Annotated in this window: 20 protein-coding genes; 16 read left to right on the top strand and 4 right to left on the bottom strand. The window is 32.2% G+C overall.

Translation table 11 applies throughout. The annotated features are described in order from the left end of the window. Positions 1-1,143: 1,143 nt before the first annotated feature. From B2W91_RS12560 to B2W91_RS12530, 7 genes are all read left to right on the top strand, one after another. Positions 1,144-2,184 (top strand): hypothetical protein, encoded by a 1,041-nt coding sequence (locus B2W91_RS12560; RefSeq protein WP_291581425.1) that lies wholly within the window; start codon positions 1,144-1,146, stop codon positions 2,182-2,184. 65 nt (positions 2,185-2,249) lie between these two features. Further along, positions 2,250-2,798 carry a hypothetical protein gene (locus B2W91_RS12555; RefSeq protein ID WP_291581423.1) on the top strand — a complete coding sequence of 183 codons (549 nt, stop codon included), beginning with the start codon at positions 2,250-2,252 and terminating at the stop codon, positions 2,796-2,798. Positions 2,799-2,847: 49 nt separating this feature from the next. Further along, a complete protein-coding gene (locus tag B2W91_RS12550) occupies positions 2,848-3,525 on the top strand; it encodes a response regulator transcription factor (protein WP_291581421.1) in 678 nt (225 codons plus the stop codon). Next, a complete protein-coding gene (locus B2W91_RS12545; RefSeq protein ID WP_291581420.1) occupies positions 3,522-4,706 on the top strand; it encodes a sensor histidine kinase in 1,185 nt (394 codons plus the stop codon). Before B2W91_RS12550 ends, B2W91_RS12545 begins: the two co-directional genes overlap by 4 nt. A 148-nt stretch (positions 4,707-4,854) precedes the next feature. Further along, positions 4,855-6,294, top strand: coding sequence for an ABC transporter permease (locus tag B2W91_RS12540; RefSeq protein ID WP_291581419.1), 1,440 nt, complete (start codon positions 4,855-4,857; stop codon positions 6,292-6,294). An 11-nt stretch (positions 6,295-6,305) separates the two neighbouring features. Beyond that, positions 6,306-6,971: an ABC transporter ATP-binding protein gene (locus B2W91_RS12535; RefSeq protein WP_291581418.1), complete on the top strand. Its 666-nt coding sequence runs from the start codon at positions 6,306-6,308 to the stop codon at positions 6,969-6,971. 132 nt (positions 6,972-7,103) lie between these two features. Beyond that, complete coding sequence (locus tag B2W91_RS12530) at positions 7,104-7,292, top strand: cysteine-rich KTR domain-containing protein (protein WP_291581416.1); 189 nt, start codon at positions 7,104-7,106, stop codon at positions 7,290-7,292. A gap of 38 nt (positions 7,293-7,330) precedes the next feature. Here the strand turns inward: B2W91_RS12530 and B2W91_RS12525 are convergent, their stop codons facing one another. From B2W91_RS12525 to B2W91_RS12510, 4 genes are all read right to left on the bottom strand, one after another. Further along, a complete protein-coding gene (locus tag B2W91_RS12525) occupies positions 7,331-7,624 on the bottom strand; it encodes a helix-turn-helix transcriptional regulator (protein ID WP_291581429.1) in 294 nt (97 codons plus the stop codon). Positions 7,625-7,697: 73 nt separating this feature from the next. After that, complete coding sequence (gene istB / locus B2W91_RS12520; RefSeq protein ID WP_291581427.1) at positions 7,698-8,237, bottom strand: IS21-like element helper ATPase IstB; 540 nt, start codon at positions 8,235-8,237, stop codon at positions 7,698-7,700. Positions 8,238-8,390: 153 nt separating this feature from the next. Continuing rightward, complete coding sequence (locus B2W91_RS12515) at positions 8,391-9,044, bottom strand: Mu transposase domain-containing protein (RefSeq protein ID WP_291581414.1); 654 nt, start codon at positions 9,042-9,044, stop codon at positions 8,391-8,393. A 20-nt stretch (positions 9,045-9,064) separates the two neighbouring features. Then, positions 9,065-9,226, bottom strand: a complete 162-nt coding sequence (locus B2W91_RS12510) for a hypothetical protein (protein ID WP_291581412.1) — start codon at positions 9,224-9,226, stop codon at positions 9,065-9,067. Between the two features lie 105 nt (positions 9,227-9,331). Here B2W91_RS12510 and B2W91_RS12505 point away from each other — a divergent pair, with 105 nt between their 5' ends. The 9 genes from B2W91_RS12505 to B2W91_RS12465 all read left to right on the top strand — a co-directional run. Further along, the gene (locus B2W91_RS12505; RefSeq protein WP_291581411.1) at positions 9,332-9,793 is read left to right on the top strand and encodes a hypothetical protein; all 462 of its coding nucleotides are present in this window, start codon (positions 9,332-9,334) and stop codon (positions 9,791-9,793) included. A gap of 116 nt (positions 9,794-9,909) precedes the next feature. Then, entirely contained in the window at positions 9,910-10,053 is a 144-nt protein-coding gene (locus B2W91_RS12500; RefSeq protein WP_291581410.1) for a hypothetical protein, read from the top strand. Positions 10,054-10,137: 84 nt separating this feature from the next. Further along, positions 10,138-10,356: a hypothetical protein gene (locus B2W91_RS12495; protein WP_291581409.1), complete on the top strand. Its 219-nt coding sequence runs from the start codon at positions 10,138-10,140 to the stop codon at positions 10,354-10,356. Positions 10,357-10,451: 95 nt separating this feature from the next. After that, positions 10,452-10,769 carry a hypothetical protein gene (locus B2W91_RS12490; protein WP_291581408.1) on the top strand — a complete coding sequence of 106 codons (318 nt, stop codon included), beginning with the start codon at positions 10,452-10,454 and terminating at the stop codon, positions 10,767-10,769. A gap of 120 nt (positions 10,770-10,889) precedes the next feature. Continuing rightward, complete coding sequence (locus B2W91_RS12485; protein WP_291581407.1) at positions 10,890-11,237, top strand: hypothetical protein; 348 nt, start codon at positions 10,890-10,892, stop codon at positions 11,235-11,237. 60 nt (positions 11,238-11,297) lie between these two features. Beyond that, positions 11,298-11,963 (top strand): zinc ribbon domain-containing protein, encoded by a 666-nt coding sequence (locus tag B2W91_RS12480; protein ID WP_291581406.1) that lies wholly within the window; start codon positions 11,298-11,300, stop codon positions 11,961-11,963. A 284-nt stretch (positions 11,964-12,247) separates the two neighbouring features. Next, positions 12,248-12,775 carry a DUF1643 domain-containing protein gene (locus B2W91_RS12475; protein ID WP_291581404.1) on the top strand — a complete coding sequence of 176 codons (528 nt, stop codon included), beginning with the start codon at positions 12,248-12,250 and terminating at the stop codon, positions 12,773-12,775. Positions 12,776-12,912: 137 nt separating this feature from the next. After that, complete coding sequence (locus B2W91_RS12470) at positions 12,913-13,134, top strand: BhlA/UviB family holin-like peptide (protein ID WP_291581402.1); 222 nt, start codon at positions 12,913-12,915, stop codon at positions 13,132-13,134. A 12-nt stretch (positions 13,135-13,146) separates the two neighbouring features. After that, positions 13,147-13,675, top strand: a 529-nt coding sequence (locus B2W91_RS12465; RefSeq protein ID WP_291581401.1) for an N-acetylmuramoyl-L-alanine amidase, incomplete at its 3' end; no start/stop codon positions are given.

The following is a 13,675-nucleotide window of genomic DNA, read 5'->3' as shown; positions in this document are numbered from 1 at the left end:
ATAAGCTATCCTCAATTGAGAAAAAAATAATGTCGTATAAGAGCGGACAAGCTAGTAAGAAGAGATAAGACAAAACGGTAACACAAAGAAATAAAAAAGAAGAATTAATTATACTTAATATAGGTGATAGGGAGTAACTGAGTTTATTTTAGATAAAAATTCGCTGCCCCGTGGTGGGATAGCTACCTAAAATCCGCTCTAGATGAAATCGAGAACAAAATAAAACTTAATATATCTAAATTGTAGTCATTCTCTGTTACCACAAACAGCAACGCAGATTTAAAATCTCTTACCGTTCATACAGTTAAGACTATAACCGCATTGCACTAATGTGCAATGTTCTAAAAATATTTCATTTTTTATTTAGGGTACAGCATTGCATCCTAGTTTCCCACGATTGTAAGAACTTTTGGGGTCGAACCTTCGACACTGATTTAATTGGTAAGAGGGTGAATAAAATGGACATCCCTAGTTTGTTGGTAAGGATGATAAAGGTGTAGGTGAAATACCGACCCCTTGGTTTGTATGAAAAGNNGAAAAGATATTGATAAAGACGATAAAGCTGAAATCCAAATTTGGGACTACGGTGGAAGAATCCAATAGCAACACATATAGATGAAGATGATAAAAAGGATGTCGTCTTGAATTGGGCCATCACATTCCTAAAATGGGAACATGCTAAAATATAAAATTAACTAACGTGTCTATGAGTTCTCCACGTTCTTCTAAATTAAATTAGATGTCTTATGAGAAAAAAATTGGGGACAAGATACTGTCCTGCTCTGGAACACTAGAAAATCATATCTGAGTTGTTCCAATGCTATTTTACAATCAGAGGAGTTTGAATTATTCAAAGTCCTTAACTCAAAAAACAATTGGTCAGTCAGATAATCTTACTCACCAAAAAACTCAATCAGATTTGTATATTGGTGATGGAAATAATTTCGTTGACCCAAAAGTCAAAAAGAATTAAACATTTCCAATCCAAATTATTTGGATAGGGTAGAAACACAAAGAAATAGCAGAGATTTATAGAAGAAAATCAGCTTAAATCAATAATAAAAAATATGGGTTAAAACGAATAAATGATTATTATTTGGCTAAAATGAAGATAAAAATAAAATTATGAGGAGGCACTTTTAATTGGAACGTTTGAGTGTTAACCTAAAAGATTTAGAGAGCTATAAAGATTTGTTAGATATAAACGAAAAAATTGAAAATCTGAATATAATACATTATGGGTTTAAATATAATTATGATAAAAAATATTTAAATGATATTATAATAGATCATATAGATAAACTTGAAAGGGAATTCTTTAGTAGTAATAAGTTAATAGCTAAAGAGATTGTTGAAATGATTCCTATTTTAAATTCTAAAAAAGCTAAAGAGATAACTCCTATATTTGATTATTTAGATAATGATATAAATAAGAAAATTTTAAGTTATATATATTGGAAATATAAAAATGAGAACAGTAATGAAAAAGCTAACATACAAAACTTGAAAAAGTTATTAGGAGTTAAAAGTGCAAAAGAGGAATATATAATACCAGCAGAATATAAAGTGGCATGTAGTAAATGTAATGGAGATGGAGTTATTTATATACATGATTATGATTTAACTTGCATGGAATATGAATGTTTTACTTGTAGCCATAAAGAAGAAAGGGAAAGTTATAATTATAAATACGGCATTTTATTAAAGTGTTGTTGTAAAAATTGTATGTATATTAAAGAAAAATTATATTATTTCATGAAAAATAATTTAAAAAATTTAATAAATGAAATAAAATGTAAATTTATTGACAAATATTTTAAGTTAGGAGATATTATTGTTCCATCTGATAAACAAATGGAAGATGATTTTAGACTGCACTCAAGTACATTAACTAAAGATGAAAATGAAGTATTATCATTTAATCCAAAAACAATAAATGAAGTTTTAAATGTAATTAAAAATATAGAAACTAGAGATTCCAAATATCAGAGAAAAAATAGTGCCTTACGAAAATTTTTGGAGCATAGAATCATATATCATACAAGACACAAAATAAATAAAAATCAAATTAATGATATCTTAACTGAAATAGTGATTAATAATTTTTTACATTTTGAAATAATAATAAAAATCTTAATATTGACGATAAGATTAAATATTCAAATCAATTATATACTTATTTAGAAAGTGCATCTTTTAATGATTTTTATAGAATATATAAGGGTGAACTTTCTTTCCGAATTGGAGATGTGTATATTAGCTATGAAAAGTTAGGATATTGTAAAAAACTAAACATTGAATTAGAAGATAAATTTTTTATTATAGATTTTGTAATGAATACTTGTTATACAGAGAAAGAAATAATTAATAGTTCTAATGAATTATTAATTAAAAATAAAATTATTAAGAGTGCCTTTAAATCTGGAGCAGAAATTTCTAGAAATATTATATCTAGAAATAAGAATGATGGTAGGATTGTGTTACCTAATTATAAAATGAATAAATTAATTAACCTGGAATGTATTAAACAATTGCTAAGCGAAGAAGAGTATAAATATTTAAAGGGTTGTGAAGTAGATTTTTTTATATGTGATATGGAAGGATATATTGTGAAGGCAGCAGAATTACAAAAAGGTGAACATCATAATGAGTCAGAATGGATATGGAAAGATAATTGTAAAAAGGAGGAAAATCGTATTGATGGTGTTGTTCGTTTTGGCAGGTCATGGGTTATTCCAAAGGATTGCAGAAAAGCCATCGGACAAACGTCGAAAAAACAAAACCTAACGAAAACCTAACATTTCTTTTGATATAATGATTTAAAAATACAAGGAGGAGGTGTCCATAGTGAAAATATTGCTTGTAGAAGATGAAGAAATGCTTTCCGCTATCATAGCGAAAGGACTTCGCAAATTGGGATATGCAGTAGATACAGTTTCTGACGGCGAAGAAGCCTTGAATTATTATGAAATTTACGAATATGACCTTATCATTTTAGACTTAAATATCCCTAAAATAGACGGAATAGATGTGTTGCGTAAAATCCGAAAAAAGGATGTTGATACAAAGGTTTTGATATTATCCGCAAGAACAAAAGTCGGTGAACGGATTCTCGGCTTAGACGAGGGAGCAAATGATTATCTTATCAAACCATTCAATTTTGGAGAGCTTGAAGCAAGAATCCGAAATTTATTGCGTCGTAGTTTTTCGGGAACTGCCGCTGTAATAACGCATGGGTGTTTTACTATGGATACGAACGCAAAAAAAGTATGTTATGGTGATGAGCTACTTAGCCTAACACGCAAGGAATATAGCATATTTGAGTATCTCTTGATGAACAAAAACAAAGTAATCAGTGCGGAGCAGCTTATCGAACATATTTGGGACTCGGAATTTGATTCCTTTTCAAACACGGTGCGTTACCACATTCACACGCTAAAAAAGAAATTGTCCGATTGCTGTGATAAAGAAATAGTAAAAACTGTTCGAGGTCAGGGCTATATCATTGAGGAGGGCGATGTATGAAACGGTTTATAAAATTGTCTTTGCAATGGAGGGTCACATTGCTTACTGCCCTTGTGCTTATCGCCTGCTCTGTGGCGTTGACGGCGTTTTCTATGTTGAACGCACAAAGAAATTTAATCCCATTATTGGAAGAAGCCTTTTCCATAATCCGTCTTGGCGATAATTCGATTGCTATAACAAAAGATGACATATTCGAAGATGGTTTAATTGAGGATGATTTATCAAAAGACGATGTAGAAGCCGGAGATAGATTCGGCAAAACTACCCCTCAACAGGCAAAACAGCGATTTGATGTGACAAGTATATTATTTTGCCTTATACTTACTGCTGTTGGGACTGGCGTTGTTCATTTTGTTTCTGGAAAAGCTCTAAAACCTGTCAGAAGTTTGAGCAAACAAGTTTCAAAAATCGATGAACACAATCTGTCACAGCGATTGCCTGAAGGCATATCAAACGACGAAGTAAGCAGTTTAACGAAAAGTTTTAATCATGCCATTGACCGTTTAGACGAGGCATTCAAGCGGCAAAAACGCTTTTCAGCAAGTGCCGCACATGAACTCAAAACACCGCTTGCAACGATGAAAGCCGGAATACAAGTGTTATCATTAGATGAAAACACTACATTAGAAGAATATAGAGAAAATGCCCATATGACCGAAACAAGTGTTGACAGATTAACTGGGGTGGTAAATGATTTGTTGCTCCTTGCTTCTGCCGTAGAAGACACCGATGAAATAAAGGAAGAAGTTTATTTAAGTGTAATGTTTGAAGCAATATTCAGTGAATTAGCACCGGTATACGACAACCTTGGTATCACTTACGAAATTGACTGCAATAACGAAAAACTTCACGGAAACTCCGCACTTCTTTATCGAGCATTTTACAATTTAATTGAAAATGCTTATAAATATAATCATGAAAATGGTAGCATTTTCATTTCGGTTTGTGAAACAAAAGGAAATGTAAAAATTGATATTTCTGATGATGGCTACGGAATACCGTCTGAGCATTTACCGCTTATATTTGAAGCTTTTTATCGTGTAGACGCTTCACGTTCTCGAAAAATTGCAGGCTCAGGACTTGGTTTATCCATTGTAAAAGCTATCATAGAAAGGCACGGCGGAACAATCAGCGTTTCAAGTGAAGAAGGTACTAATTTTGAGGTACAGCTTCCGCAATAAACATAGTAATTCGAGCGAAAAGACAGACAACGAAAAAAGTTGCCTGTCTTTTTTTATTTTGCTTGTTTCCTAACGAAAATCTAACAATCCATTTGCTATACTAAGCCATGTCGACAAACAAATAAAGATTAAAGGAGCATACATACAAATGTATATTTTAAAAAACGCATTAAAAAATCTTGGCAGAAATAAGGGCAGAAATTTGATGATTGGTGGAATTATCTTCGCCATCATTCTCACCACGGTGGTGTCGCTTACCATCAATAACACGGCGGCATCCGTGATTGAGGGGTACAAAACACGATTTTCCTCTGAAGTCTTTATTACGCCGGACACAAAAAAGGTTCGTGAGGAATTTCAAAATTATAAAGGCGACGACCAGATGGGAGCGGTGTCGAAACTGCTACAAATTCCGACCGAGCTGACACTACAACTTGCAAATTCCGAACATCTTCAGGAGAGTGTTGCATCCGGTATGATTGGTGCAATCAGCAATGATATACGCCCAATCGCAGAAAATGAATACAGCAATACAGCACACACGAAATTTTCGAAAATAGACTCCGCTATCGTCGCTATCGGTGGTAACGGCGGCGGAGATTACAAGCTATACGGTGACAAATGGAAAGATTTTAATGACGGTTTCCGCAGTCTTGACGATGATGGCTCGAGCCGTATGCCGAAAGCCGACAATGAGTGCTTGGTGAGTCGTGAACTTGCAGAGAAAAACAATATTAGAGTAGGAGATGTTATTACCTTTCATTCAGCTTTTTCCAAAGATAACACAATGCGGGACGTTGACTACGTGCTTACTGTTGTCGGAATTTATCTTGACCTTACACCTGAATATGAAGACGCTGGTATGCCGGAGATGTCAGAGCTTAACAGGCGTAATGACATTCTTACAACCATTAGCACATTACTGTCGCAGCGAAAAGAAAGCGAAGTCGGGGTACAAATTACCGCTAAATATTACCTCAAAAGTGCGGATTTACTCCCCAAATTTGAGGCAGAGGCACGGGCAAAGGGTCTTCCGGCGAGATTTAATGTCATAACCGATACTACATCTTACGAAAACGCAGTTAAACCTATTGAGGGGCTTAAAAGTATTTCTTTGACATTTATGATTGTTGTTATCGCTCTTGGTGCGATTATACTTCTACTCCTTGCGTCAATCTCAATTCGGGAGCGCAAATATGAAATCGGTGTACTCCGTGCAATGGGTATGAAAAAAGGCAAGGTTGCACTGGGATTGTGGTCTGAAATACTAATAATTACTTGTATGTGCCTTGTAATCGGATTAGGAGTAGGCACTCTTGCCTCACAGCCTGCGTCGGACACACTTTTGAAAAGTCAGGTGTCGGCTATAGACGACACTCCACAAGATAACACTATGGGAAGAACAGGCGGCAATATCGGTGTTATAAGCGATGCAAAGCCGCTTGATGAGATGAAAGTCAATGTCGGACTGGATACCGTGGCAGAAATTATTCTTATTTCTCTATTGCTTGCTTCTTTTGCAGGAGTTGTTTCAATCAGTAAAATCACAAAATACGAACCCATCAAGATATTGATGGAAAGAAATTAGGAGGAACTATAATGAATGTTTTAGCATTAAAAGATGTTTCTTATCAATATGAAGGAACAAAAAAATCTGTTTTGAAAAAGGTAAACGCAACATTTGAAGAAGGTAAGGTATATACAATTATCGGCAAGTCGGGTTCGGGAAAATCTACCCTTTTATCTCTTGTGTCGGGACTTGATGTTTGCACAAACGGAGAAATATTGTATGGCGGCGAAAGCCTTAAAACACTTGACCGTGATGTTTACAGGGCAAAAAGTATCGGCGTTATTTTTCAAAGTTTCAACCTTATCACAAATATGGCGGCAATCGAAAATATTGTGCTCTCAATGAACATCAGTGGCGTTCGTGAAAAAGACAAGAAGACGGTGGCATATACGCTTTTGGAAAAGGTCGGTATTGACCGAGAAACGGCAGACCGAAAGGTGTTAAAGCTGTCAGGCGGGGAGCAACAGCGTGTTGGTATTGCACGGGCATTGTCGCATAACCCCGATGTACTCATTGCCGATGAGCCAACAGGCAATTTGGATAGCGATACCGAAGCGGATGTTTTGAGGATATTGACCTCACTTGCCCATGACGAAGGAAAAAGCGTTATCATCGTTACCCATTCTAAAAAAGTAACTTCTATTGCCGATGAGGTGTGGGGTATGAAAGACGGCAATCTTAGTTTAATTCATTGACCGTATCAAGTTTATGAAGAAAAGCAATGTATACGGATGACCTGCGTGATCGTCCGTATACAATTTGAAATATGATGGTTTGCAGAAAAACGTTACAGAAACCTTTTGCCTATATATGAAAGGTGAAAATACATGGATAACACAGAATGGATATTATGTCCTGTTTGTGGTGGCAAAACTCGTGACAAGATACGAGAAGATACGGAACTAAAGAATTTCCCTTTATATTGCCCTAAATGCAAGCAGGAAAGTTTAGTAAATGTCAGAAAATTAAATACCTCAATTATTAAAGAGCCGGACGCTAAGACGCAGAGCCGATAATTTGTGAGTATACTCACAGACTATCGGCTCTTTTGTTTTTACTCATATATACCCAATAAGGCTTTAACAGTTGCACGGACAACCTGTATGGAGCGTTCATCGCAATTGTAGAGCATACGGATAAGGTCTTCTATCTCGGTATCCTTGCAGGGCTTGTCGGGATAGAAGATTAAGTCCGGCACAATGGCTAACTCACGGATGATTTTGAAAAGGACATCGTAACTCGGTTTTTTCTTTTCATTTTCAATGGATATGAGATAGCGTGGTGTAATATTAACCTTTTCGGCTAATTGTTCACGAGTCAATTTGGCTTTAAGACGGGCAGTTTTAATAATACCGCCAAGAGTATTATTAATGTCAATATTTTTTTGTACAATTGTGCCAATATTCTTATGTACAGTTTTGCTAGTTGGCCTTATTAGATATCTTAGAAAGAGCAGAGGCTGTTCTATAAGAATTACCTAATATATTTACAATACTGGAATGGTGAACAAGTCTATCAAGAATAGCGCTAGCTAGCATATTATCCACAAATATCTGGCTCCAATCTGATAAATGTATGTTACTAGTGATTATTGTGCTTTTTTTCTCATATCGTTTATCTATTAATTGAAAAAACATTTTAGCTTCTTGCTCACCGATTGGCAAATAACCTATCTCATCAATTATCAACAACCTATACTTACTAAAATGTTTTATTCTGCTTTCAAGTTTATTTTCTAAATATGCTTTTTTCAGCTGATCAATCAAATCCTGACATTTTATAAAATATGTGCTTATTCTTTTCTTTGCAGCAGCAATACCAATTGAAGTGGCTAGGTGAGTTTTCCCCACTCCACTATTTCCAATTAAAATTATATTACTTTCTAAAAATCTTAAACTCTCAAAATCTAAAAACTGTTTTTTATTTATTTTAGGTTGAAAGTCGAAGTCAAAGTCTTTCATTTCCTTCAAGTGTGGAAATCCAGCTTTTACCCCTATTTCCTTTGATGTAAGCTCGTAGAGCGCATCTACGATGCTTATGTTCCCTTATTTACTCTTGTTATATATTCATCTAATTTTAAACTTATTTGTGTTAGTTTTAAATCTCTTAAATTTTCACATAACTTCTGATAGTTGCTCATTAAATTTCTCCAATTCTTTAAAATGTTTATTTGCATATTCTAACACCGTTTCTTTATCTTGGCCTCTAAATGTTATACCCAATAAATCAACATGATGATCATTATGATAATTAACTTTTTTGTTAGAAATGTTGTGTATTGTAACTAAATTTTTGTTATAATACACATAGAGGTTATTTTCAGTAACTTCTATAGCAATTGTTTTACCGATAAGTTCAGGTGGGACAGAGTACATGTTCTGTTTATACTTAAAGAGAGCATTTGTATTCACCTTTACTGATGTGGTAATATTTTTGTAAAAAGAACATACTTTATCATGTGGTAGTGCTAGGAGATGTTCTTTTTCTTTGTTAAAAACTAATATAGGCGGTAAGCCTGTAGCTTGACATATCCTTGAATTAGCTTCATTTGTTATAATACTCATCTTTTCATGTAGCTCCTGTAAATTTTCCACAATACCATTGTAATTCATTATTTCATCTATTATTCTCATTGGATTTTCCACTTTTGCTTTAGTATTAGGTCTTGCTCTAATACAAGGAACTATTTTAAATCCAAAATCATCGGCTAATTGCTTAAATTTATTGTTAATTTTTCCATCGGAACCTTCGGTTCTTGCCTGATCCATCATTGTTGATGCATTATCTATTAATATTTCTTCACTGTTCTTCTATCAACGCCTAGTTTTCTTCCTAGTTCACTGAAATTCGGTTTTCCCAAGTTGTTAACCTCCACTAATATTTTTAATTTGCCTAAATCTTTTATTGAGTTTATTTCTATTTCAGTATTAATTTTCATCTTTAGAATCATATTCATCACCCAATAATACGGTAAAGAATTTAGGCAATGTTGTACATAAAAATATTAGCAACTTAGTACATTTTTATTTTAGCATTAATAGGAGGAGGCAATTTAGTGGCTTATGTAAAAACATATTGGAAGAATAGGATAGTAGAAAGACCTAAGACATTTAGACAGCAAGAAAATGCAGATGGGACAGTAACACTTATTCCGGAAGAAGGGCAGATTATAGAACCAGGGACACCGGTTAAAGCTGAAAGTATGAATAATATAGAAAATGGGATAGAAGCACTTGAGTCACAAATGGCTGAAATAATGACTAAAATGGGTTATTATGATGACTTCGGAATAGTTAAAGATACACGTAGGATATGGACAGAAAGACAATGGAAACGTAAAGATGGAACACTCTATATGAGGTCAAATTTAACTAACCCAGATGCTAATGGGAATTATAGAACAATGATATGGAAGATATATAAAGAAAATGGTACAACTGTTGATAAGACAGTTATTTGTATACTGACTTATGATGCAGAACAGGATATAAAACAAAAAAAATTTGTAATAAGTTAAAAAGGTGGTGATGGAATGAATGTAAATGATATATTAGTAAGCCATGGATTAGGTTCTGGTCAATATCGAAGACTAGATAAAATCCCATTTTATAATTTTGAAAATGGTGATTTTTGGTGATGTTAGGAAAAGGAATTAATTTCCATGATGATTTAAATAACAATATGTTTAATGGAGTAGAATGCGATAAAAATACAGCTTATTTCTTTACACGAAGGGAAATATACAAAGTCAATCTATTAACAGGAAATTATATTTAGAGACGTGATTTAGGATCAACACTTGATGGTTATAATTGCATATCACTTAATAATGATAAGATTTTTGTAACAGGATCAAGTTCAATGGCGAATAGTGTAACGAATTACTGTGTATTAAATAATCAAACAGGAGAATTATTAATCGATAAATTTTCAATTAGCTCACATTCAGGTGTTAGAGGATTTAGACATATAGGAGACTATAAAGTTGTAGTATTATTAGATGCTGGTGATAAATTATGCTGCGTTGATTTTACTACTAAAACAGAAATATGGGATATAACCCTACTAAACCATCCTTGAGTGTAAAAGCTTTAAGATGTTTAATTTTTGATGGAGTATTTATATATTGTTTAAATAATAATGAGGTATGGAAGGTTGACAAAGAAGGGACTGTTTTGTGGAAATGGACAAGCTATAACTCATTCGATACGTATCCTCGAATGTATTTTTCACAAGATAAAAAATATATCTTTGTTGCCCAATACACAACTGAAACTACTTATCTAAGAAAAATAAATGCAGAAAACGGTGGAACAATTATTAGCAAGAGTTTTAATTTCAAACGCTTACAAAAATTCGCAGTTACAAAAGAATCTAATATAATAGTCTCAGCTGAAGCACTTTACGATGCTAACCTTAGATATTATTATTATTCTAATTTTAATTTAATTAAAGAATATGCACGCGCAGAATATCTTTTTCCAGGTAAGTAATATTTTTATAATTCAGAAAGAGATACATTATGGATTGGGGAGGAGGATATAGCTCTAGTGAAACTTTTTATGAACTTGTAAACTATTTACAAATAACAGAATAATGGAGGAAATTATATTATGTTTTATATTGAATGTGATAAAAATAGAAATAAACTAGTAACACTTATGCATGCTGAACCGTTTGATGAAGAACATGGAAGACATAAAAGCGAAGAAGAATTGAGAAAAACAGGTATATTAATTGAAGATATTCCAAAAGCATATCCACCCAACAAAGGTATGATTTGGGACTTGTTTTACAATGAAGAAGATAAAACTTTTCTTTATGAATACTTTTTCCTTGATGAAGCTGAAGAAATTGAAGAAAAGCCTGAGAATAAAGAAGATGAAATAACTTTATTAAAACAAGAACTATTAGAAGTACAACAATATATTATAAATAAAGAAGAAAAAGAATTACTTTAAATAAAGGATTTTATACATTGACATCTAATATTTAGTTATTGGAGGGGAGTGTGTATTTTAATGAGATGTGAGAAATGTAACACAAATCTACCAAAAGGCAGTTCATTCTGTAATAAGTGTGGAGCAAGTATCAAATCTAATCTAACTAATGAAAGAAAGAATATACCTTTTAAGCTTTCAAAAAAACTAGGTTTGATAAGCGGAGTATCAATAGTAGTGATTGCATCTATAATATATTTCGTTTCATTTAAATATAATGGTATTTTACTAAAATCAATAGAATGGGGAGAACCAATTGAAAAAGTTATTGGTAAAGTGGAGAAAAACTTGAAAATTAAATTAGAAGAAAGTAATTATTCAAAGATGGCTTATAGCGATAGTGAGGGTAAAATAATAAGTAAACCCAATAATTTGGAGTCATTTGAATCAGAATATAAAATTTCTAATTATCCTTGTACAATAAAATATGGATTTATGAATAATAAATTGAGCGAAATATGTGTACTTATAGACTCAGAAAATACGATTAATGTAGATGAATTAGAAAAGTTATTAAAAAAAGAAATACCTAGTGGAAAAATATCTAGAGCAACCTTCAATGACGATAATGGAAATTCTTCATGGAAAGGGGTGACCTCTGAAAATAATGAAACAACAGGAGCTTTGGTTTACGGGGATACTCCAGGACTTATCATCACAATTACACTTAAGCCAATAAAAAAATAATCTAAATGTCACTATAATTAAAATAGAATTAAGAGCAATGGTCTTACTGCAAGCTAGCCGTAGCTCTTTTTATTTTGCCTATTTTTATGAAAGTAAAGACATTTCTATAGCATATCGGATTTTTCAAAGAAAAAATAATAGATATGAACCACCTAATAAAAGATTTTCCTAATAACATAGTAGTGATATTATAAGATAAATCAATATAGCAGTTATTGCAAAACAGCATAGGGCTTAGCTGGTGTTATATAATGATCCTAATAGATATTATTAGGAGGGATTTTATGAGTATAAGTATTAAAGAGCATACTGCTACAATAGAAACTAGCGAGAAATATGCAGAAGATGAATTAGGGAATAGGTATAGATATCTACTAAAGAGAACGTGGGATAAAGAAAAGAATATAGCTACAGTTATAATGCTTAATCCTAGTAAAGCAGATATACTAAAAAGTGACAAGACAATAACTAGCTTAATGAATTACTTAATAGATAATAACTATGGAAGCATGATAGTAGTAAATATGTTTTCTTATATGTCTACAGATCCTAAAGAACTTAAGAATAAAAAAGATGAATTTGAAGCATTAAATAATAAATATATAATAGAAGCTAGTGAAAAAGCTGATGATATAATAATAGCATGGACAAGAGAGAATTTTATTAATAAGAAAAGAGAAGTAGAATTTATTATTAAATCATATAAGAATAAACTTAAGTGTTTTAGAGATAATAAAGGTAGAGTAGGAAGACATCCAAGAGATTTAGGACAAGGATGGGAGTTAGTAGATTACAATTTTAAATATATTTAGTTTATAAAAAAGAATCTAGATTAATTAATATCTAGGTTCTTTTATTTTATCTGTTTTTAATAATAAATACATAATTAGATTACATAATCATAATTATGTATTTATTATTAAAGTAAACCAAAATAAGAGGTGATAATATGGAACAAGAAATTATAAAAGTAGCAATTAGCCAAGGGTTAGGATACGCATTGTTTGTATTCTTATTAATTTATGTCCTCAAAATTACACAAGAAAGAGAGAATAGATTAAATGCTACTATAGATAAAAACCAATCTATTATACAAGATTTAGCAACAAAATTAAATGTGATTGAAGATGTAAAAAAAGACTTTCAAGATATAAAAAATAAAATTAATTAGGATGTGATGAACTTGAAAATTGCTATAGATTGTGGTCATACACTCAGTGGTGCTGACTACGGAGCAGTGGGGATTAAAGCAGAATCTGTATTAACAAGGGAAGTAGGGAATAGAGTTATAAGTAAATTAAAAGCATTAGGTCATACTGTTATAAATTGCACGATAGATACTTGTAATAACTTAGGTGAAAGTTTAGCTTATAGAGTAAATCAAGCTAATAACAATAACGTGGGTTTATTTATCAGTATACACTTTAATTGTTTCAATGGACAGGCATATGGAACTGAAGTATTTACATGGGGTGCTGAACAATTGCAAGAAGCTACTAGAATATTAAATAATTTAGTAGGACTTGGTTATGCCAATAGAGGAATTAAAGATGGCAGCAATTTATATGTAATAAGAAATACAAAGGCTAAAGCAATGTTAATAGAATGTTGTTTTTGTGATAGTAAAAAAGATATGGCTAAATATAATGCAGAAAAAATAGCTAATGCAATTGTAGAAGGGATTACAGGTAAAGCTACATATAATAATAGTA

The organism is Clostridium sp. UBA6640, from assembly GCF_002455975.1.
GTDB lineage: Bacteria > Bacillota > Clostridia > Clostridiales > Clostridiaceae > Clostridium_J.
Note: the sequence above shows the minus strand (reverse complement) of the source record. Positions and strands in the feature narration are given on the sequence as shown.

What these genes read in the sequence shown, in the direction of transcription:
- B2W91_RS12545 (WP_291581420.1), top strand. Translation starts at nt 3,522, where the DNA reads ATGAAACGGTTTATAAAATTGTCTTTGCAATGGAGGGTCACATTGCTT.
- B2W91_RS12540 (WP_291581419.1), top strand. Translation starts at nt 4,855, where the DNA reads ATGTATATTTTAAAAAACGCATTAAAAAATCTTGGCAGAAATAAGGGC.
- B2W91_RS12535 (WP_291581418.1), top strand. Translation starts at nt 6,306, where the DNA reads ATGAATGTTTTAGCATTAAAAGATGTTTCTTATCAATATGAAGGAACA.
- B2W91_RS12530 (WP_291581416.1), top strand. Translation starts at nt 7,104, where the DNA reads ATGGATAACACAGAATGGATATTATGTCCTGTTTGTGGTGGCAAAACT.
- istB (WP_291581427.1), bottom strand. Translation starts at nt 8,237, where the DNA reads ATGAAAGACTTTGACTTCGACTTTCAACCTAAAATAAATAAAAAACAG.
- B2W91_RS12515 (WP_291581414.1), bottom strand. Translation starts at nt 9,044, where the DNA reads ATGGATCAGGCAAGAACCGAAGGTTCCGATGGAAAAATTAACAATAAA.
- B2W91_RS12510 (WP_291581412.1), bottom strand. Translation starts at nt 9,226, where the DNA reads ATGATTCTAAAGATGAAAATTAATACTGAAATAGAAATAAACTCAATA.
- B2W91_RS12495 (WP_291581409.1), top strand. Translation starts at nt 10,138, where the DNA reads ATGGCGAATAGTGTAACGAATTACTGTGTATTAAATAATCAAACAGGA.
- B2W91_RS12485 (WP_291581407.1), top strand. Translation starts at nt 10,890, where the DNA reads ATGTTTTATATTGAATGTGATAAAAATAGAAATAAACTAGTAACACTT.
- B2W91_RS12480 (WP_291581406.1), top strand. Translation starts at nt 11,298, where the DNA reads ATGAGATGTGAGAAATGTAACACAAATCTACCAAAAGGCAGTTCATTC.
- B2W91_RS12475 (WP_291581404.1), top strand. Translation starts at nt 12,248, where the DNA reads ATGAGTATAAGTATTAAAGAGCATACTGCTACAATAGAAACTAGCGAG.
- B2W91_RS12470 (WP_291581402.1), top strand. Translation starts at nt 12,913, where the DNA reads ATGGAACAAGAAATTATAAAAGTAGCAATTAGCCAAGGGTTAGGATAC.